This window comes from Cellulomonas sp. P24 (assembly GCF_024704385.1).
In the GTDB taxonomy this organism is placed as follows: domain Bacteria; phylum Actinomycetota; class Actinomycetes; order Actinomycetales; family Cellulomonadaceae; genus JAJDFX01.
The window spans coordinates 1,573,444-1,592,659 of record NZ_JAJDFX010000002.1; the positions used below are offsets into that span (position 1 = coordinate 1,573,444).

Annotated in this window: 16 protein-coding genes and 1 tRNA gene; 6 read left to right on the forward strand and 11 right to left on the reverse strand. The window is 69.5% G+C overall.

The window, feature by feature from the left end; genetic code table 11:
* Nucleotides 1-300: 300 nt before the first annotated feature.
* From LJB74_RS07375 to LJB74_RS07415, 9 genes are all read right to left on the reverse strand, one after another.
* Nucleotides 301-4,179 (reverse strand): DNA-directed RNA polymerase subunit beta', encoded by a 3,879-nt coding sequence (locus LJB74_RS07375; protein WP_259307923.1) that lies wholly within the window; start codon nt 4,177-4,179, stop codon nt 301-303.
* 108 nt (nt 4,180-4,287) lie between these two features.
* A complete protein-coding gene (gene rpoB / locus LJB74_RS07380; protein WP_259307924.1) occupies nt 4,288-7,794 on the reverse strand; it encodes a DNA-directed RNA polymerase subunit beta in 3,507 nt (1,168 codons plus the stop codon).
* 299 nt (nt 7,795-8,093) lie between these two features.
* A complete protein-coding gene (gene rplL / locus LJB74_RS07385; RefSeq protein ID WP_259307925.1) occupies nt 8,094-8,480 on the reverse strand; it encodes a 50S ribosomal protein L7/L12 in 387 nt (128 codons plus the stop codon).
* 74 nt (nt 8,481-8,554) lie between these two features.
* On the reverse strand, nt 8,555-9,085 hold the full coding sequence (gene rplJ, locus LJB74_RS07390; RefSeq protein WP_259307926.1) for a 50S ribosomal protein L10: 531 nt from the start codon (nt 9,083-9,085) through the stop codon (nt 8,555-8,557).
* A 327-nt stretch (nt 9,086-9,412) separates the two neighbouring features.
* Entirely contained in the window at nt 9,413-10,135 is a 723-nt protein-coding gene (rplA, locus tag LJB74_RS07395; protein WP_259307927.1) for a 50S ribosomal protein L1, read from the reverse strand.
* Between the two features lie 110 nt (nt 10,136-10,245).
* Nucleotides 10,246-10,677 (reverse strand): 50S ribosomal protein L11, encoded by a 432-nt coding sequence (gene rplK, locus LJB74_RS07400; RefSeq protein ID WP_259307928.1) that lies wholly within the window; start codon nt 10,675-10,677, stop codon nt 10,246-10,248.
* Nucleotides 10,678-10,740: 63 nt separating this feature from the next.
* Nucleotides 10,741-11,508: a transcription termination/antitermination protein NusG gene (gene nusG / locus LJB74_RS07405; protein WP_259307929.1), complete on the reverse strand. Its 768-nt coding sequence runs from the start codon at nt 11,506-11,508 to the stop codon at nt 10,741-10,743.
* A gap of 78 nt (nt 11,509-11,586) precedes the next feature.
* Nucleotides 11,587-11,871, reverse strand: coding sequence for a preprotein translocase subunit SecE (gene secE, locus LJB74_RS07410; protein WP_259307930.1), 285 nt, complete (start codon nt 11,869-11,871; stop codon nt 11,587-11,589).
* Nucleotides 11,872-11,961: 90 nt separating this feature from the next.
* Nucleotides 11,962-12,034: transfer RNA gene (locus LJB74_RS07415), tRNA-Trp, on the reverse strand.
* 194 nt (nt 12,035-12,228) lie between these two features.
* Between LJB74_RS07415 and LJB74_RS07420 the strand changes: the two genes are divergently transcribed.
* The 6 genes from LJB74_RS07420 (at nt 12,229) to LJB74_RS07445 (ending at nt 18,347) form a co-directional block, all read left to right on the forward strand.
* A complete protein-coding gene (locus LJB74_RS07420; protein ID WP_396125135.1) occupies nt 12,229-13,497 on the forward strand; it encodes a pyridoxal phosphate-dependent aminotransferase in 1,269 nt (422 codons plus the stop codon).
* An 82-nt stretch (nt 13,498-13,579) separates the two neighbouring features.
* A complete protein-coding gene (locus LJB74_RS07425) occupies nt 13,580-14,593 on the forward strand; it encodes an ABC transporter ATP-binding protein (protein WP_259307931.1) in 1,014 nt (337 codons plus the stop codon).
* Nucleotides 14,590-15,453 carry an ABC transporter permease gene (locus LJB74_RS07430; protein ID WP_259307932.1) on the forward strand — a complete coding sequence of 288 codons (864 nt, stop codon included), beginning with the start codon at nt 14,590-14,592 and terminating at the stop codon, nt 15,451-15,453. Before LJB74_RS07425 ends, LJB74_RS07430 begins: the two co-directional genes overlap by 4 nt.
* A 94-nt stretch (nt 15,454-15,547) precedes the next feature.
* On the forward strand, nt 15,548-16,066 hold the full coding sequence (locus LJB74_RS07435; protein WP_259307933.1) for a hypothetical protein: 519 nt from the start codon (nt 15,548-15,550) through the stop codon (nt 16,064-16,066).
* Nucleotides 16,063-17,658, forward strand: a complete 1,596-nt coding sequence (locus LJB74_RS07440) for a cell wall metabolism sensor histidine kinase WalK (protein ID WP_259307934.1) — start codon at nt 16,063-16,065, stop codon at nt 17,656-17,658. Before LJB74_RS07435 ends, LJB74_RS07440 begins: the two co-directional genes overlap by 4 nt.
* Complete coding sequence (locus tag LJB74_RS07445; protein WP_259307935.1) at nt 17,655-18,347, forward strand: response regulator transcription factor; 693 nt, start codon at nt 17,655-17,657, stop codon at nt 18,345-18,347. Before LJB74_RS07440 ends, LJB74_RS07445 begins: the two co-directional genes overlap by 4 nt.
* 168 nt (nt 18,348-18,515) lie before the next feature.
* Here the strand turns inward: LJB74_RS07445 and LJB74_RS07450 are convergent, their stop codons facing one another.
* Nucleotides 18,516-18,881: a hypothetical protein gene (locus LJB74_RS07450; RefSeq protein WP_259307936.1), complete on the reverse strand. Its 366-nt coding sequence runs from the start codon at nt 18,879-18,881 to the stop codon at nt 18,516-18,518.
* Nucleotides 18,859-19,155: a hypothetical protein gene (locus tag LJB74_RS07455; protein WP_259307937.1), complete on the reverse strand. Its 297-nt coding sequence runs from the start codon at nt 19,153-19,155 to the stop codon at nt 18,859-18,861. Before LJB74_RS07455 ends, LJB74_RS07450 begins: the two co-directional genes overlap by 23 nt.
* Nucleotides 19,156-19,216: the final 61 nt, after the last annotated feature.

A 19,216-nucleotide genomic window follows, 5' to 3' on the forward strand; every position in this document is an offset into this window, starting at 1 on the left:
GTCCCGCACCGACCCCCGCACCCGGGCGTGTCGCCCGCGTCACCCCGCACGGCAGCCGTCCAGGGATCTTCGACGGCATGTCCGTACGTGATGGGCGAGAGGTCCACCCGGCACCTGACGCTGCTGGTTGAACGAGGCAGCGTCTCGATGCACGCACGAGGGCCCGACGACGCGGGCACGGTGGCCAACGTTACCTTCCCGCCCCTGCAGCGTCAAAGCGGCAGAGGTGGGCCCGCTGGCCGTGACCGGCCGGTCGGCCGGGGCACGACGCGATGTCGCACCCCGGCCGACCGGACGGTGTCAGCGGAAGTCCGGGCCGAAGTCGATGTCCTCGAGCGGGATGGCGTCTCCCGACCCCATCCCGAGCCCCGGGAAGTCGATCTCGTCGTACCCGAAGCTCGGGTACAGCTCGGCCTTCGCCTCCTCGGTGGGCTCGACCACGGCGTCGCGGTACCGGGGAAGACCGGTACCCGCCGGGATGAGCTTGCCGAGGATGACGTTCTCCTTGAGCCCGAGAAGCGGGTCGCTCCGACCCGACATCGCGGCCTCGGTGAGCACCCGGGTCGTCTCCTGGAACGACGCGGCCGACAGCCACGAGTCCGTCGCCAGCGACGCCTTGGTGATGCCCATCAGCTCCGGACGACCCGATGCCGGCTGCAGCCCCTCGGCCACCGCACGACGGTTCGCGTCCTCGAAGCGTCCCCGCTCGGCGAGCTCGCCCGGGAGCAGGTCCGTCTCGCCCGAGTCGAGCACCGTGATCCGGCGCAGCATCTGCCGGACGATGACCTCGATGTGCTTGTCGTGGATGTCCACGCCCTGGGAGCGGTAGACCTCCTGGACCTCGTCCACCAGGTGCTTCTGCGTGGCCCGGGGGCCGAGGATGCGCAGCACCTTCTTCGGGTCGACCGCACCGAGCACGAGCTGGGTGCCGACCTCGACGTGCTCGCCGTCCGACACGAGCAGACGCGACCGCTTGGTGATCGGGTAGGCGATCTCCTCCGAGCCGTCGTCGGGCGTGAGGACGATCCGACGCGTGCGCTCCGACTCGTCGATCGCGATCCGGCCGGAGTACTCCGCGATCGGACCCTCACCCTTCGGGGTACGGGCCTCGAAGAGCTCCTGGATACGCGGGAGACCCTGCGTGATGTCGTCGGCCGATGCCACACCACCGGTGTGGAACGTCCGCATCGTCAGCTGCGTCCCGGGCTCACCGATCGACTGCGCGGAGATGATGCCGACCGCCTCGCCGATGTCCACGAGCTTGCCCGTGGCGAGCGAACGGCCGTAGCACTTGGCGCACGTCCCGACGCGCGACTCGCACGTGAGCACGGACCGCACCTTGAGCTCGGTCACGCCCGCCGCGAGCAACGCCTCGATGAGCACGTCACCGACGTCGTCGCCCGGCTGACCCAGCACGACGCCGTCGACCTCGACCGTCCCAGCAAGGGTCCGGGCGTAGATGCTCGTCTCGACCTTGTCGTGACGGCGCACGACACCGTCGGCACCGACCACACCCACCGGCAGGGTCAGTCCACGCTCGGTCCCGCAGTCCTCCTCGCGGACGATGACGTCCTGGGACACGTCCACCAGACGACGCGTGAGGTACCCCGAGTCGGCGGTCCGCAGAGCGGTGTCCGCCAGACCCTTGCGGGCGCCGTGCGTCGCGATGAAGTACTCCAGGACCGACAGGCCCTCGCGGTAGTTGGACTTGATCGGGCGCGGGATGATCTCGCCCTTCGGGTTCGCGACGAGACCACGCATACCGGCGATCTGACGCACCTGCATCCAGTTGCCTCGCGCACCCGAGCCGACCATCTTGTAGACGGTGTTCTGCTTCGGGAAGTTCGCGCGCATGGCGTCCGCGACCTTGTCGGTCGCCTGGGTCCAGATCTCGATGAGCTCCTGACGACGCTCGTCGTCGGTGATCAGGCCCTTCTCGTACTGGCCCTGCACCTTCGCCGCACGTGCCTCGTGCTCCTCGAGGATCGCTGCCTTCGCCGAGGGTGTGGCGACGTCGGAGATCGAGATCGTGACGCCCGAGCGGGTCGCCCACCGGAAGCCGGCCTCCTTGAGCGCGTCCAGGCTCGCGGCGACCTCGACCTTCGGGTACTTCTCCGCGAGCTCGTTCACGATCGAGGACAGCCGCTTCTTGTCGACGACCCCGTTGACGAACGGGTAGTCGACCGGGAGCAGCTCGTTGAAGAGCGCGCGACCCAGGGTCGTGGCGAAGGTGATCGAGTCACCGTCGGTCCACCCCTCCGGGGCGTCGAAGCCCTCACGCGGCGGGACGAGGTCGTCGAGCCGGATGAACACCTCGGCGTTCAGGTCGAGCGAGCCGGCGTCGAAGGCCATGATCGCCTCGGAGACCGAGCTGAAGTGCCGACCGGCGCCCAGAGCATCCGGCTTGTCCGACGTCAGGTGGTACAGGCCGATGATCATGTCCTGCGAGGGCATGGTCACCGGACGGCCGTCCGACGGCTTGAGGATGTTGTTGCTCGACAGCATGAGGATGCGGGCCTCGGCCTGCGCCTCGGCCGACAGCGGCAGGTGGACGGCCATCTGGTCGCCGTCGAAGTCGGCGTTGAACGCCGCGCAGACGAGCGGGTGCAGGTGGATCGCCTTGCCCTCGACCAGCTGGGGCTCGAACGCCTGGATGCCGAGACGGTGCAGCGTCGGTGCCCGGTTGAGCAGCACCGGGTGCTCCGTGATGACCTCTTCGAGGACGTCCCAGACCACCGGACGGGCCCGCTCGACCATGCGCTTGGCCGACTTGATGTTCTGCGCGTGGTTGAGGTCCACGAGCCGCTTCATGACGAACGGCTTGAAGAGCTCGAGCGCCATCTGCTTCGGCAGGCCGCACTGGTGCAGCTTGAGCTGCGGGCCGACGACGATGACCGACCGGCCCGAGTAGTCGACGCGCTTGCCGAGGAGGTTCTGACGGAACCGCCCCTGCTTGCCCTTGAGCATGTCCGAGATCGACTTGAGCGGGCGGTTGCCCGGTCCGGTGACCGGACGTCCACGGCGGCCGTTGTCGAACAGCGCGTCGACGGCCTCCTGGAGCATCCGCTTCTCGTTGTTGACGATGATCTCCGGGGCCCCGAGGTCGAGCAGCCGCTTGAGGCGGTTGTTCCGGTTGATCACGCGGCGGTACAGGTCGTTGAGGTCGGACGTCGCGAAGCGACCACCGTCGAGCTGGACCATCGGCCGCAGGTCCGGCGGGATGACCGGGACCGCGTCCAGCACCATGCCGGTCGGCGAGTTGGTCGTCGTCAGGAACGCGTTGACGACCTTGAGCCGCTTGAGGGCACGCGTCTTGCGCTGGCCCTTGCCGTTCTTGATCGTGTCGCGCAGCGACTCAGCCTCGGCGACGAGGTCGAAGGCCTCGAGGCGCTTCTGGATCGCCGCAGCGCCCATCGAGCCCTCGAAGTAGTTCCCGTAGCGGTCCTGGAGCTGACGGTAGAGGAGCTCGTCGCCCTCGAGGTCCGAGACCTTGAGGTTCTTGAACTTGTCCCACACCAGGTCGAGCCGGTCGAGCTCGGCGTCGGCACGCTTGCGGATCTGCGTCATCTCGCGCTCGGCGGAGTCACGCACCTTGCGGCGCGCGTCGGCCTTGGCGCCCTCGGACTCGAGCTGCGCCAGGTCGGCCTCGAGCTTCTGCGCACGCTGCTCGATCTCGTTGTCGCGACGGTCCGAGATCTCCTTCTTCTCCAGGTCGATCTCGTTCTGGAGGTTCGGGAGGTCTTCCTGACGCCCCTCGGTGTCGACCGAGGTGATCATGTACGCGGCGAAGTAGATGACCTTCTCGAGGTCCTTCGGCGCGAGGTCGAGCAGGTAGCCGAGACGCGACGGCACACCCTTGAAGAACCAGATGTGCGTGACGGGAGCGGCGAGCTCGATGTGCCCCATCCGCTCGCGACGCACCTTGGACCGGGTGACCTCGACACCGCAGCGCTCGCAGATGATCCCCTTGAAGCGCACGCGCTTGTACTTGCCGCAGTAGCACTCCCAGTCCCGCGTGGGACCGAAGATCTTCTCGCAGAAGAGGCCGTCCTTCTCCGGCTTCAGCGTGCGGTAGTTGATGGTCTCGGGCTTCTTGACCTCGCCATGTGACCAGGTACGAATGTCTTCAGCAGTGGCCAGGCCGATACGCAGCTCATCGAAGACGTTGACGTCGAGCAAGGGGTCCTACTTCCTTCGCTTGCCGGATCGATCGCGACCCAGCGGTGATGGAGGTGCAACTGTGGTGTCGGTGCTCGGCGCCGTCCGGGGACGGCGCCGAGCCCGAGGTCAGATCTCTTCGACGCTGCTGGCGTTCGGCCGGCGGGACAGGTCGATGCCGAGCTCCTCCGCTGCGCGGTAGACCTCGTCGTCGCTCTCCTTCATGTCGATGATCGTGCCGTCGGACGACAGCACCTCGACGTTCAGGCACAGCGACTGCATCTCCTTGAGAAGCACCTTGAACGACTCCGGGATGCCCGAGTCGGGGATGTTCTCGCCCTTGACGATCGCCTCGTAGACCTTGACGCGGCCGGGCACGTCGTCGGACTTGATGGTGAGGAGCTCCTGGAGCGTGTACGCGGCGCCGTACGCCTCGAGGGCCCAGACCTCCATCTCGCCGAACCGCTGACCACCGAACTGCGCCTTACCACCGAGCGGCTGCTGGGTGATCATCGAGTACGGACCGGTCGAGCGGGCGTGGATCTTGTCGTCGACCAGGTGGTGCAGCTTGAGGATGTACATGTAGCCGACCGCGACAGGGTCGGGGAACGGCTCGCCGGAGCGGCCGTCGAACAGTCGCGCCTTGCCGGTGCCGTCGACCATGCGCTCGCCGTCCCGGTTCGGCAGGGTCGCCGAGAGCAGCCCGGTGAGGGCGTCCTCGTGCACACCGTCGAAGACCGGTGTCGCGACCGGGTTGCCGGCCGGCGACTTCGCGGCCACGTCGGGGATGTCGTCGCGCCAGGACACGTCGCCCTCGGCGAGCGAGATGTCCCAGCCCTGCTTCGCGATCCATCCGAGGTGGGTCTCGAGCACCTGGCCGACGTTCATGCGCCCCGGGACGCCGAGCGGGTTCAGGACGACGTCGACCGCGGTGCCGTCGGGGAGGAACGGCATGTCCTCGATCGGCAGGATCTTCGAGATGACGCCCTTGTTGCCGTGACGACCGGCGAGCTTGTCACCGTCGGTGATCTTGCGTCGCTGGGCGATGTACACCCGGACCAGCTCGTTCACGCCGGCGGGCAGCTCGTCGCCGTCCTCGCGGTTGAACGTGCGGACCTCGATGACCGTGCCCGACTCGCCGTGCGGGACCTTGAGGGACGTGTCACGCACCTCGCGGGCCTTCTCGCCGAAGATCGCCCGGAGCAGGCGCTCCTCCGGCGTGAGCTCGGTCTCGCCCTTGGGGGTCACCTTGCCCACGAGGACGTCACCGGCCGACACCTCGGCGCCGATGCGGATGATGCCGCGCTCGTCGAGGTCGGCGAGGACCTCCTCGGAGACGTTCGGGATGTCCCGGGTGATCTCCTCGGGGCCGAGCTTGGTGTCGCGCGCGTCGACCTCGTGCTCCTCGATGTGGATCGAGGAGAGGACGTCGTCCTGCACGAGGCGCTGCGACAGGATGATCGCGTCCTCGTAGTTGTGGCCCTCCCACGACATGAACGCGACGAGCAGGTTGCGCCCGAGGGCGAGCTCGCCCTCGTCGGTCGCCGGGCCGTCGGCGAGCACCGAGCCGACCTCGACGCGTGCGCCGTGATCGACGAGCACCCGCTGGTTGTACGACGTGCCCTGGTTCGACCGGCGGAACTTGGCCGCGCGGTAGCTCGTCGTCGTGCCGTCGTCGTTCGCGACGACGATCAGGTCGGCGGAGACCTCGGTCACCACGCCGGGCTTCGACGCGACGATCACGTCACCTGCGTCGACGGCCGCACGCCGCTCCATGCCGGTGCCGACGAGCGGCGCCTCGGAGCGGACCAGCGGCACGGCCTGGCGCTGCATGTTCGCACCCATGAGGGCACGGTTCGCGTCGTCGTGCTCGAGGAACGGGATCAGGGCCGTGGCCACCGACACCATCTGGCGCGGCGAGACGTCCATGTAGTCGACGGCGGTGCCGGTGACGTAGTCGATCTCGCCGCCCTTGGTGCGGACGAGCACGCGGTCCTCGGCGAACGTCATGTTCGCGTTCAGCGGCGCGTTCGCCTGCGCGATGACGTAGCGGTCCTCGTCGTCGGCCGTCAGGAAGTGCACGTCGTCCGTGACCTTGCCCTGGTCGACCTTGCGGTACGGGGTCTCGACGAACCCGAACGGGTTGATCCGCCCGTACGTCGCGAGCGAGCCGATCAGGCCGATGTTCGGGCCTTCCGGGGTCTCGATCGGGCACATGCGGCCGTAGTGCGACGGGTGGACGTCACGGACCTCCATGCCGGCACGGTCACGGGACAGACCACCCGGGCCGAGCGCGGACAGGCGACGCTTGTGCGTCAGCCCCGCGAGCGGGTTGTTCTGGTCCATGAACTGCGACAGCTGCGACGTGCCGAAGAACTCCTTGATCGACGCCACCACCGGGCGGATGTTGATCAGGGTCTGCGGCGTGATCGCCTCGACGTCCTGGGTCGTCATCCGCTCACGGACGACGCGCTCCATGCGTGAGAGACCGGTGCGCACCTGGTTCTGGATGAGCTCCCCGACCGCACGGATGCGGCGGTTGCCGAAGTGGTCGATGTCGTCGGTCTCGACGCGGACCTCGATCGGCTCACCGGCCCGCATGCCACCGATCGTCCCGACCTCGGCGTGCAGCGCCGCGAGGTACTTGATCGTCGCGACGATGTCCTCCTTGGAGAGGACCGACGCGCTCAGCGGGGAGTCGATGCCGAGCTTCTTGTTCACCTTGTAGCGTCCGACCTTCGCGAGGTCGTACCGCTTGGAGTTGAAGTAGAAGTTGTCGATCAGCGCACGACCGGCCTCGACCGTCGGCGGCTCGCCCGGACGGATCTTGCGGTAGAGGTCGAGCAGCGCCTCGTCCTGCGTGTTGACGTGGTCCTTCTCGAGGGTGTCGATGACGGCGGGGAACTGCGCGAACTCCTCGCGGATCTCCGACTCCGTCATGCCGAGCGCCTTGAGCAGCACCGTGGCGTTCTGCTTGCGCTTGCGGTCGACGCGCACCCCGACGTGGTCGCGCTTGTCGATCTCGAACTCGAGCCAGGCACCGCGGGACGGGATGATCTTCGAGGTGAAGATGTCCTTGTCCGAGGTCTTGTCGGCGGTGCGCTCGAAGTACACACCCGGAGAGCGCACGAGCTGCGAGACGACGACGCGCTCGGTGCCGTTGATGATGAAGGTTCCCCGGTCGGTCATGAGGGGGAAGTCACCCATGAAGACCGTCTGGCTCTTGATCTCACCGGTCGTGTAGTTCACGAACTCCGCCGTGACGAAGAGCGGTGCGGCGAAGGTGAAGTCCTTCTCCTTGCACTCGTCCGCGGTGTACTTCGGAGGCTCGAAGCGGTGCTCGCGGAACGACAGGGACATCGTCTGGGCGAAGTCCTCGATCGGGGAGATCTCCTCGAAGATCTCCTCGAGCCCGGCGGTCTCGGGGACGTCCTGACGTCCGTTCTCGAGAGCGGCGGCCACCCGGGCCTGCCACTTCTCGTTGCCGAGGAGCCAGTCGAAGTTCTCGGTCTGGAGACCGAGCAGGTCAGGAACCTCCAACGGCTCGTGGATCTTGGCGAACGAGATGCGACGGGACGCGGTGCGATTCGCGATAGCGTCGGCGGACGGTGCAGAAGGGGTGCGCGAGGCAGCCAAGAGGGGTCCTTCCCTGCGGATCGAGTGCACTCTGCGCGGCCAGGACGAGGCGCGACCCCCCGGCCTCAAGCCCGCTGACGTCGCGCACGACGACGTCGATCCGGGCTCGGGTTATTCGGGGTCGCAGGCAAAGGCCAGCGCAAAGCGCTAGCATAACCGGCCGTGACATGCGTGTCCACCTGACACCGCAACCTTGCACTGTACGCCGCACCGACGCCAGAGGCCGGCACCCCTCGCGGGGGTGCCGGCCTCTGATCGTTCGTGCTACGCGCGGGGGATGAGACCGCCGCGCGCGGGGGTCACTTGAGGGTGACGGTCGCGCCTGCACCCTCGAGGGCGGCCTTGGCCTTCTCGGCGGCCTCCTTGTTGACAGCCTCGAGAACCGGCTTCGGGGCGCCGTCGACGAGGTCCTTGGCCTCCTTCAGGCCGAGGCTCGTGAGGGCACGCACCTCCTTGATGACCTGGATCTTCTTCTCGCCGGCTGCCTCGAGGATGACGTCGAACTCGTCCTTCTCCTCCTCGACGACGACCTCGGCGCCACCGGCGGCCGGGGCCGCAACGGCGGCGACGGGAGCAGCAGCGGTGACCTCGAAGGTCTCCTCGAACTGCTTCACGAAGTCGGAGAGCTCGATGAGGGTGAGCTCCTTGAAAGCATTGATCAGCTCGTCGGTGCTGAGCTTCGCCATGATGGCGTTCCTTCCGTGTCGTTCCTACCGGCCTGCTGACGGCAGAAGTGGGGGGTGCGGCTTGGCCAGAAGGCTCAGGCTGCGTCGTCGATCGACTGCTTCTTCTCGCGAAGCGCGTCGATGGTGCGCACGGCCTGGGCCGCGGGCGCGGTGAAGAGGTACGCCGCCTGGTAGAGCGACGCCTTGAGCACGCCGGCCGTCTTGGCCAGCAGGACCTCACGGGACTCGAGGTCCGCGAGCTTGTTGATCTCCGCGGCGTCCAGGGCGCGTCCGTCGAGGACACCGCCCTTGATCACGAGTGCGGGATGCGCCTTGGCGAAGTCACGCAGACCCTTGGCTGCCTCGACCGGGTCACCGGTCACGAAGGCAATCGCCGACGGGCCGGCGAGGTGCGCGTCGAAACCTTCGACGCCCGCCTCCTTGGCCGCGATGGCGGTCAGCGTGTTCTTCACCACGGCGTAGGTTGCGTTGCCGCTGAGCGCGCGCCGCAGCTGCTTGAGCTGGGCGACGGTGAGCCCGCGGTACTCGGTCAGCACAGCCGCGTTCGACTCGCGGAACTGGTCCGTGAGCTCTGCGACTGCGGCTGCCTTGTCCGGCCTCGCCATGGCAATCCTTCCGGTGGTGGTGCCGCAGCTCGCCTACCTGGGCCGGACATGAGAAGAGCCCCGCGCAGGCGCGGGGCTCGGACCGGTCGGAACACGTCCGACGAAGCTGAGTCACTCACCTGCGCTGGCCTCCGCTGATGCGGGACTTCGGTGGGCCTCCGGGACGCAGCACCTCGGAAGGTGAGGAATCTCGGGAGCCGACGACCTGCGGTCTTGGGCAACGATCAGACTACGGCACCCGGGGAGCAGCGCCAAATCGCACGACGAGGCCCGGCGACATGATGTCGCCGGGCCTCGTCGGACAGCTCGACCGGGTAGCGCTCGGGGTCAGGCGACCTCGGCGTCGTCCTCGGTCAGGTTCCGGGTCTTGGTCTGGTCCACCAGGATGCCGGGGCCGATCGTGGTGGCGATCGTCGCCTTCGTGATGTAGCGGCCCTTCGAGGACGCCGGCTTGAGCCGGAGGACCTCGTCGAGCACCGACGCGTAGTTCTGGACGAGCTGCACGTCCGTGAAGGAGACCTTCCCGATGATGAAGTGCAGGTTCGCGTGCTTGTCGACACGGAACTCGATCTTGCCGCCCTTGATCTCGGTGACCGCCTTGGCGACGTCCATCGTCACGGTGCCCGTCTTCGGGTTCGGCATGAGCCCGCGCGGACCCAGCACCTTCCCGAGGCGACCGACCTTGCCCATGAGGTCGGGCGTCGCGACCGCGGAGTCGAAGTCGGTGAACCCGGCCGCGACCCGGTCGATCAGCTCGTCGCCGCCGACGATGTCGGCGCCTGCGGCACGCGCCGCCTCGGCACGGTCGCCCGTGGCGAAGACCAGGACCCGAGCGGTCTTGCCGGTGCCGTGGGGCAGGTTGACGGTGCCACGGACCATCTGGTCCGCCTTGCGGGGGTCGACACCGAGGCGGAACGCGACCTCCACGGTCGCGTCGAACTTGGCGGTCGACGTCTCCTTCGCGAGGCGCACGGCCTCGAGCGGCGAGTAGAGGTGGTCCTTCTCGATCTTCTCGGCGGCCTGGCGGTACGCCTTGCTGTGCTGTGCCATCTGCTCTCTCCTTGTGATCAGCAGTTGTGGTCGAACGGGCCGCACATGGCCCTGCCACAGAACTTCCGGGTGGTGCGTGCGGGTGGTGCTGGTGACGCTCGGTGCGGACGTCAGTCCTGAACCGTGATGCCCATCGAACGGGCGGTGCCGGCGATGATCTTCTCGGCGGCGGGCAGGTCGTTCGCGTTCAGGTCGACCAGCTTGGTCGAGGCGATCTCACGCACCTGGTCCGCGGTGATCTTGGCGACCTTGACCGTGTGCGGCGTCGGCGAGCCCTTGGCGACACCGGCAGCCTTCTTGATCAGCTCGGCAGCCGGCGGCGTCTTGGTGATGAACGTGAACGAGCGGTCCTCGTAGACCGTGATCTCGACCGGGATGACGTCCCCGCGCTGGGCCTCGGTGGCCGCGTTGTACGCCTTGCAGAACTCCATGATGTTGACGCCGTGCTGGCCCAGTGCGGGACCGATCGGCGGCGCCGGTGTGGCGAGCCCAGCCTTGATCTGGAGCTTGATCAGGCCGGTGACCTTCTTCTTGGGAGGCATGTCGGGTCCTTCGTCGTGACTTCGTGGTGGACGGCGCCGCGCGACGCCGTCGGGTTGGTCAACCTAGATCTTGGCGACCTGGTTGAACGACAGCTCGACCGGGGTCTCCCGGCCGAAGATCGAGACGAGAACCTTCAGCTTCTGGCTCTCGGGGTTGATCTCGGAGATCGTCGCCGGCAGCGTGTCGAACGGCCCGTCCGTCACCGTGACCGACTCGCCGACCGTGAAGTCGACCGTGATCGCCGACGCGGCACGCGCGCCGCCCGTCGCCACCGGGGCCTTCGGGGCGAGCGTCGAGCCCAGCATCGAGAAGACCTCGTCCTGGGTCAGCGGGACGGGCTGGTGGGTGTGCCCGACGAAGCCCGTCACCCCCGGCGTGTGCCGGACCGCGCCCCACGACTCGTCCGTCAGGTCCATCCGGACCAGCACGTACCCGGGGATACGCACCCGGCGGACCGTCTTGCGCTGCGCGTTCTTGATCTCCACGACCTCTTCCATGGGGACCTCCACCTGGTAGATGAAGTCCTCCATGTTGAGGCTCTGCGTGCGGTTCTCGAGGTTCGCCTTCACGCGGTTCTCGTAGCCGGCGTAGGAGTGGATCACGTACCACTCGCCGGGGAGCGCGCGCAGGTGCGCCTTGAAGGCCGCGACCGGGTCCTCGTCGACCTCAGGGTCGACGGAGGGGACGGCGTCCGAGTCGCTCTCGGCGACCTCGGAGGCCTCGGCGACCTCGGAGGCCTCGGGCACCTCGACTGCACTGCTCGACTCGAGGGCGTCGTCGACGTCCACCTCGACCTCGTCGACGGTCGGGTCCTGCGACTCCTGCGACACGTGCGAACCTGCTTTCTACTTCGATCACTTCACTGCGGGGACCACGCGCAGGCGCCGGCCACGGCGCCTCGCCCGACGTCAGCCCCCGAACACCCAGAACACGATCTTGCCGATACCCAGGTCGACGAGCGTCACGAACGCCATGACGGCGAGCACGAAGACCAGCACCACCGACGTGTAGGTCATCAGCTCGGACCGGGTGGGCCGGACGACCTTCTTGAGCTCGGCGACCACCTGACGGACGAACAGGGCGACGTGCGCGAAGAGCCCCTTGCGCTCGTTCTTCCCGGCGGGTCGGGACTTCTTCGAGCTGGTCGGAGCGCCGTCGGCGCCCGACGCCGCAGCACGTGCGGATTCGCTCACAGGTCGTTCCCTACGTCTCGTCGTGTGGTGTGTCTGCGGACCACGGGCTGACCGCAGGAAGTCCTTCCGGGAAGAACCGATCCGCAAGCGCAGGGCAGGCGGGACTCGAACCCACAACCGCCGGTTTTGGAGACCGGTGCGCTACCAATTGCGCCACTGCCCTTCGGTGCCGGTGACCGCCGACGGCCGCACCAGACAGACCAGGATACCTGCTCGACATCCTGACCGCGGGCACGACTCATCATGGCGGGCGTCAACCACCGACGGGTCACTGTACGCGGTCCCGCGTGGCAGGTCGAACCGCGGCTCGTCTCGCATGCTCGACAGCCCGCTCCTCGCCACGCCGGATCTGCCAAGATGGACGACGTGACCCACGACAGCGGCACCTCTCCCACGCCCCCCACCGTGCAGCCGACCACGTCCGCCAAGCCCCGCGTCTCGGCGCGCCTCGCAGCGATCGCCGAGTCCGCGACGCTCGCGGTGGACGCCAAGGCGAAGGCCCTCAAGGCGGCCGGCCGGCCGGTCATCGGCTTCGGCGCGGGCGAGCCCGACTTCCCCACCCCGCAGTACATCGTCGACGCCGCCGTGCTCGCGGCGAACGACCCGGTCAACCACCGCTACTCCCCCGCCGCCGGCCTGCCCGTGCTGCGCGAGGCGATCGCGGCCAAGACGCTGCGCGACTCGGGCTACGAGGTCGCACCGAGCCAGGTGCTCGTCACCAACGGCGGGAAGCAGGCCGTCTACCAGGCCTTCGCCGCGATCGTCGACCCGGGCGACGAGGTGCTGCTCCCCGCGCCGTACTGGACGACCTACCCCGAGGCCGTCCGCCTCGCCGGCGGCGTCCCGGTGGAGGTCTTCGCCGGCGCCGACCAGGGCTACCTGGTGACCGTCGAGCAGCTCGAGGCCGCGCGCACGGACCGCACCAAGGTGCTGCTGTTCTGCTCGCCGTCCAACCCGACGGGCGCGGTGTACCCGCCCGAGGAGACCGCCGCCATCGGGCGCTGGGCGCTCGAGCACGGCATCTGGGTCATCACCGACGAGATCTACGAGCACCTGACCTACGACGATGCGGTCTTCACGCCGATCGTGCGCGCGGTGCCGGAGCTCGCCGACACCACGATCGTCCTGAACGGCGTCGCCAAGACCTACGCCATGACCGGCTGGCGCGTGGGCTGGATGATCGGCCCCGCGGACGTCATCAAGGCGGCCACGAACCTGCAGTCGCACCTGACCTCGAACGTCGCGAACGTCTCGCAGCGCGCCGCCGTCGCGGCCGTGTCGGGCGACCTCGCCGCGGTCGAGGCCATGCGGGCGGCGTTCGACCGTCGGCGGAAGACCATGGTCGAGATGCTCTCGGCGATCGACGGCGTCGTGTGCCCCACGCCGCAGGGGGCGTTCTACGTCTACCCGAGCGTCGAGGGCGTGCTCGGGAAGACGATCCGTGGCGTCACGCCGACGACGTCGGCCGAGCTCGCCGCGCTGATCCTCGAGCAGGCCGAGGTCGCGGTCGTCCCCGGCGAGGCGTTCGGCCCGAGCGGGTACATCCGACTCTCCTACGCCCTGAGCGACGCCGACCTCGTCGAAGGCGTCAGTCGCATCCAGGCCCTGCTCGCCGAGGCACGTTAGGCGCCGGCGACCGATCACGCACATCGGGGTCCGGCCGACAGAACGCTGTCGACCGGACCCCGACGTACGCCAGGCTGTCCCCATGAGCTCAACGAGACTCGCGCCGAGCCGCCCGCAGGACGACGACGCCGTCGTCGTCGCAGGACTGGTCAAGTGCTACGGCGACAAGAAGGCCGTCGACGGACTCGACCTCACCGTCCACCGCGGCGAGGTGTTCGCCGTGCTCGGACCGAACGGCGCGGGCAAGACGACCACGATCGAGATCCTCGAGGGCTACCGCGAGCGCGACGCGGGCACGGTGCACGTCCTGGGGGTCGACCCCCAGGGAGCCGACCGCGCCTGGCGCAGCCGGATCGGGATCGTCCTGCAGAGCGCGACCGACCAGGCGGAGCTCACGGTCGGCGAGCTCGTGCGCCACGTCAGCGGCTACTACCCCCACCCGCGCGACCCCGACGAGGTCATCGACGCGGTCGGCCTCCGCGAGAAGGTCCGCACCCGGACCCGTCAGCTCTCCGGCGGGCAGCGCCGACGCCTCGACGTCGCCCTCGGGATCGTCGGCGACCCCGAGCTGCTGTTCCTGGACGAGCCGACCACCGGGTTCGACCCGGAGGCGCGCCACGCGTTCTGGGACCTCATCGGCGGGCTGCGCGACGGCGGGACGACGATCCTCCTGACGACCCACTACCTCGACGAGGCGGAGAACCTCGCCGACCGGTGCGCCGTGGTGCGCGACGGCCGGGTCGTGGCGCTCGATGCCCCTGCCGCCCTCGGTGACCGCGCGGCGCGGCAGGCCGTCGTGCGGTGGGTCGAGGACGGGACCGCACGTCAGGTGCCGACCGACACACCGACCGCCGTCGTGGCCGAGCTCGCCGCCCGGTTCCCCGCAGGCGAGGTGCCCGGGTTGCAGGTGCTGCGGCCCTCGCTCGAGGACGTCTACCTGAGCCTCATCGGCGAGACGCCGGCGGTGCTCGCCACGGGCCCGGGTGACGACGCGGGGACAGGCGACGACACGGGGACAGGCGACGACACGGGGACGGACGACAACGCGGGGGCAGGGGCCTGCGTCCCCACCCCGGCGACGGAGGCCCACCGATGAGCACGACCCGTCCCGGTCGCACGGCCGACGTCGCGGCGCCGCTCCCCACGGTGCTCACCCTCGGGCTCGCCCGCACCCGGATCGAGGTGCGGCAGTTCTTCCGCGAGCGCGACGCAGTGGTGTGGATCTTCGCCTACCCGATCATCATGCTCGCGATCTTCGCGACCGTGTTCGGCCAGGGCGACGCACGGGTCGGCGCGACGGGCACGTTCGCCGGGATCCCGTTCGGCCAGTACTTCCTGCCCGGGATGGTCGCGACCGGCGTGATGCTCTCGAGCTTCCAGAACCTGGCGATCACCATCGCGGTCGAGCGCGACGACGGCACGCTCAAGAGGCTCCGCGGGACCCCGCTGCCGGCGTCCGCGTACTTCCTCGGGAAGATCGGCTCGGTCCTGACGACCTCCCTCGTGCAGACGGCGCTCCTGCTGCTCGTCGCGTGGACCGCGTTCGGCATCCCGATGCCCACGACCGCCCAGAGGTGGGCCACGTTCGCGTGGGTCTTCGCGCTGGGCACGGCTGCCGGCGCGGTGTGCGGGGTCGCGTTCTCCTCGGTGCCGCGCACGGGACGGAGCGCATCCGCCGTCGTGACGCCGGTCGTGCTCGTCCTGCAGTTCATCTCCGGGGTGTTCTTCGGGTTCACGCAGCTGCCGGGCTGGATGCAGGACGTCTCCGCGGCCTTCCCGCTCAAGTGGATGGCCCAGGGCATGCGCTCGGTGTTCCTGCCCGACCAGTTCCAGGCGCAGGAGGTCTCGGGGTCCTGGGAGCACGGTGCCACCGCGCTCGTCATCACCGCCTACCTCGTCCTCGGGCTGGTCGTCGGCGCGCGCACGTTCCGCTGGCGTCGTCGCGACGACGGCTGACGCCCGACGGTGAGGGGCAGGCGCCTTCCAGGGCCGGACCGATGACGCGACTCGTTCTCATGGCGGTCTCATCACATACCGGGATACTGGAGACATGGCTCGGGTCCGCACCTCCGTCTCGCTCGGCACGGTCGCCGTCGTGGTGCTCGGCGGGCTGAGCCTCGGCCTCGGCAGCGTGATGATGCCGAGCTCGGCCTCGCTCGGCGGTCCCGTCGTGCTGTCGGAGCGGCCCGCCGCCCAGCTCCCGCTGACCGCCGACGCCGAGCCGACCACCGAGCCCACCTCTCCCCCCGACGAGGCCACGACCACCGAGGCCGTCGGGGTACGCCCGCCGTCGCCGGTCCGCGCCGACGGCAGCCGTCCGACGTCACCGCCCGCCACCGGCGACACGGGCACCAGATCCCGGACGTCCGGGGTCGACACGTCCACGTCGGGCTCCGACGCGCCGACCACCAAGGGGCTCGCGACCACGGGCACGAGCACCGGCGACGGGCCGGCGCACGCGCCGGCGGCTCCGTCACGCAGCGACGACCTCCGCGACACCGTCACGACCTCGGACGTGGTGACCACGGACGGCGCCTCCGAGGACACCCACTCCCACACCCGGCCATGAGGGCGACGGCCCCGCACCCGCTCGCGCGGTGGCGTGCGCGTCGTCGGAGCCTGTCGGTCCGGACCCGGGTGCTCGCCGCGGTCCTCGCCCTCGCGGCGCTGGCGATGCTGATCGCCGGGGCGACCTCGCTGCTGCTGCAGTACCAGCGCACGGACCTGCGGATCGACGACTCGCTCGCGCGCGCGGCGCAGGACCTGCGGGACTTCGCGACGACCGACCTCGACCCCACGACCGGCGAGCCGTTCACGTCGATCGACGACCTGCTCTACCTGGCGGTGCAGCGCCGGGCACCTGCCGCCCATGAGGGGGTGATCGCCCTCGTCAACGGCGCCGAGCAGTGGCTCGCCGCTCCGACCGTGAGCCTGCGGCTCGAGGCCGACCCGGAGCTGATGCGCGTGCTCCGTTCGCTCGACCCGACGGCCACGCCCCGGCTGCGCACCGTGCGGACCGCGATCACGGAGTACCGGTTCGTCGCGATCCCGGTGACCGTGCAGGGCGACTCGGCTCAGGGCTTCTTCGTCGTGGCGGCCGACAGGTCCGCCGAGCTCGGCGCCCTCGCGATCTCGTCCCGCTCCTACGCGGTCGTCGCCCTCGGTTCGCTGCTGATCATCGCCGCCGTGAGCTGGTTCGTCGTCGGCGCGCTGCTCCGGCCGATCCGCCTGCTGCGGGACACCGCCCGGCGCATCACCGAGACCGACCAGTCAGAACGCATCCCGGTGACCGGTCACGACGACCTCGCGGACCTCGCCCGCACCGTGAACGCGATGCTCGACCGGCTGCAGGGTGCGTTCGGCTCGCAGCGACGGCTGCTCGACGACGTCGGGCACGAGCTGCGGACCCCGCTGACGATCGTCCGGGGGCACCTGGAGCTGGTGGACCCCACGAACCCGGCCGAGGTGGAGCAGACCCGTGCGCTCGCTCTCGACGAGCTCGACCGGATGCGGCGCCTCGTGGACGACCTCGTCACGCTCGCGACGGTCGACCGCCCGGACTTCGTGCGACCGGCGCCGACCGACCTGGGGCGCCTGACCGACGACGTCCTCGACAAGGCTCGCCCGCTGGGCGACCGGCACTGGCAGGTCGAGGCCCGGGCGGACGCGACGGTCGTCGTCGACGCGCAACGCCTCACCCAGGCGTGGCTCCAGCTGATCGCGAACGCCGTCACGATCACCGGACCAGGATCCCGGATCCGCATCGGGAGCGCCGTCCGCGGGGACCGTGCCCTCGTGTGGGTGCACGACGACGGCCCCGGCATCGCCCCCGAGGACATGCCACGGCTCCTCCAACGATTCGAACGCGGAGGCAGCGCACGGCGCACCGACGGCGCGGGACTCGGGCTGCCGATCGTCGCGGCGATCGCCGAGGCCCACCACGGCGAGGTCAGGCTGGACCCGTCGCCCGTGCCGTCCGCCGACCCGCCGCACGGCACGCCGGACGACCGCTGGGGCACCCTCACCGGTGCGCGGATCGTGATCGACGTCCCCGCACACGTGGTTCCCCTGGCGGGCGACGACCGCGACGACGATGCTTCATCTGACAGCGGTCGCCCTCTGGGACGAGCCGCACGAACGGAAGGGCTGGTGGGTCGGTGACGCAGATCCTCATCGCCGAGGACGAGGACCGGATCGCGGCCTTCGTCGCCAAGGGCCTGCAGGCACACGGGATGACGACCTCGGTGGTCGCGAGCGGGCGCGAGGCGTTCGACCAGGTGATGTCCGGCAACGTCGACCTGCTGCTCCTCGACCTCGGCCTGAGCGACGGCGACGGCGGCGACGTCCTGCGGCGGATGCGCGCAGAGGGCAGCACCGTGCCCGTCATCATCCTCACGGCACGCAGCTCGGTCACCGACACCGTGGCAGGACTCGAGAACGGTGCGGACGACTACATGTCGAAGCCGTTCCGGTTCGAGGAGCTGCTCGCGCGGATCCGGCTCCGGCTCCGCGGCGCGGCGGCGCCGGCGGCGAGCGAGTCGTCGACCATCACGCAGGGTCGCCTCTCGCTCGACCTGCTGACCCGGCGGATCTCCGTCGACGGCGCCGAGGTCGAGCTGTCGGCACGGGAGTTCGCTCTCGCCGAGGCGTTCATGCGGCACCCGGGTCACGTCCTGAGCCGCGAGCAGCTGCTGTCCCAGGTGTGGGGCTACGACTTCGACCCCGGGTCCAACGTCGTGGACGTCTACGTCCGGTACCTGCGGCGCAAGATCGGCCCGGAGTTCATCGCGACCGTCCGTGGCATGGGCTACCGGCTCATCGGCACCCCCGAGGCCTCCGAGTCGGACTGAGCACCGCCGGGCACTGAGCACCGCTGGACTGAGCACCGAACCTTCGGTGCGGACCGAGAACGACCGACCCGCTCGTGCGGGTCGTCAGGCCGCGCCGGGGACGCACCACGGTGCGCCGACCAGGTGGGGGTCTGGTCGGCGCACCGTGGTGTCAGCAGGCGCTCTCGGTCACTTCCCCGAGGCTGTGCGCTCCTGCGTCGACGTGCTGACCTGGGCCTGGTCGCTCGTCTGCGTCTGGGTCTGGGTCTGCGTCTGGGTCGCGATCTTCGCCTCGGTCCGGGTCTGGACGGTGGCGCGGGTCGTCACCTGGTTCTGGGCCTGCGCGGGGACGGGCTTCGCCGCGAGGACGGACACGGCCGTCGATGACCGCATCAGGCGGAGCTGGTCGCCGTCACCGACGGAGTCGCAGTCCTGGAGACGGTCCCGGACGCGGTCCAGGGTCGCGTCCTTGTCCCTGTCCTGGAGCTGGTCCTGGGTCACGGTCGCGTCGTAGGCCGGGTCCTGGATCCGGTCACGGTCCTGCGTCTTGTCCATGTCCCGGAGCTGGTCCCCGGTGCAGGTGGGGGGTCGGGACGGCGGTCGGGTCTGCGGTCGGCACCGTCGTCGGGTCGTCCGTGGGGACGTCGACCCGCAGGCGGTCCTGGTCGGCCGTGTGCAGGCGGTCGGCGGTGGGAGAGCTGGTGGACGATGCGGTCACCCCGGAGAACGCAGGTGAGACCGGCGCGGCGACCGACGCGAATGCTGCGGTCGCACCCAGCCCGACGACGCCGACGGCGCCGGCGAGGATCCAAGAGATCTTGGTGCTCACGGTGGTGCTCCTCTCATCGGGCTGCAGGTGGCAGTCCTGGTACTGATCCGACACGGCCTTC

Bases quoted from the DNA above. Each gene is read 5' to 3' on its own strand.
- rplL (WP_259307925.1), bottom strand. From the start codon at position 8,480: ATGGCGAAGCTCAGCACCGACGAGCTGATCAATGCTTTCAAGGAGCTC.
- rplJ (WP_259307926.1), bottom strand. From the start codon at position 9,085: ATGGCGAGGCCGGACAAGGCAGCCGCAGTCGCAGAGCTCACGGACCAG.
- rplA (WP_259307927.1), bottom strand. From the start codon at position 10,135: ATGGCACAGCACAGCAAGGCGTACCGCCAGGCCGCCGAGAAGATCGAG.
- rplK (WP_259307928.1), bottom strand. From the start codon at position 10,677: ATGCCTCCCAAGAAGAAGGTCACCGGCCTGATCAAGCTCCAGATCAAG.
- LJB74_RS07420 (WP_396125135.1), top strand. From the start codon at position 12,229: ATGGACGACGTGACCCACGACAGCGGCACCTCTCCCACGCCCCCCACC.
- LJB74_RS07425 (WP_259307931.1), top strand. From the start codon at position 13,580: ATGAGCTCAACGAGACTCGCGCCGAGCCGCCCGCAGGACGACGACGCC.
- LJB74_RS07430 (WP_259307932.1), top strand. From the start codon at position 14,590: ATGAGCACGACCCGTCCCGGTCGCACGGCCGACGTCGCGGCGCCGCTC.
- LJB74_RS07435 (WP_259307933.1), top strand. From the start codon at position 15,548: ATGGCTCGGGTCCGCACCTCCGTCTCGCTCGGCACGGTCGCCGTCGTG.
- LJB74_RS07440 (WP_259307934.1), top strand. From the start codon at position 16,063: ATGAGGGCGACGGCCCCGCACCCGCTCGCGCGGTGGCGTGCGCGTCGT.
- LJB74_RS07450 (WP_259307936.1), bottom strand. From the start codon at position 18,881: ATGGACAAGACGCAGGACCGTGACCGGATCCAGGACCCGGCCTACGAC.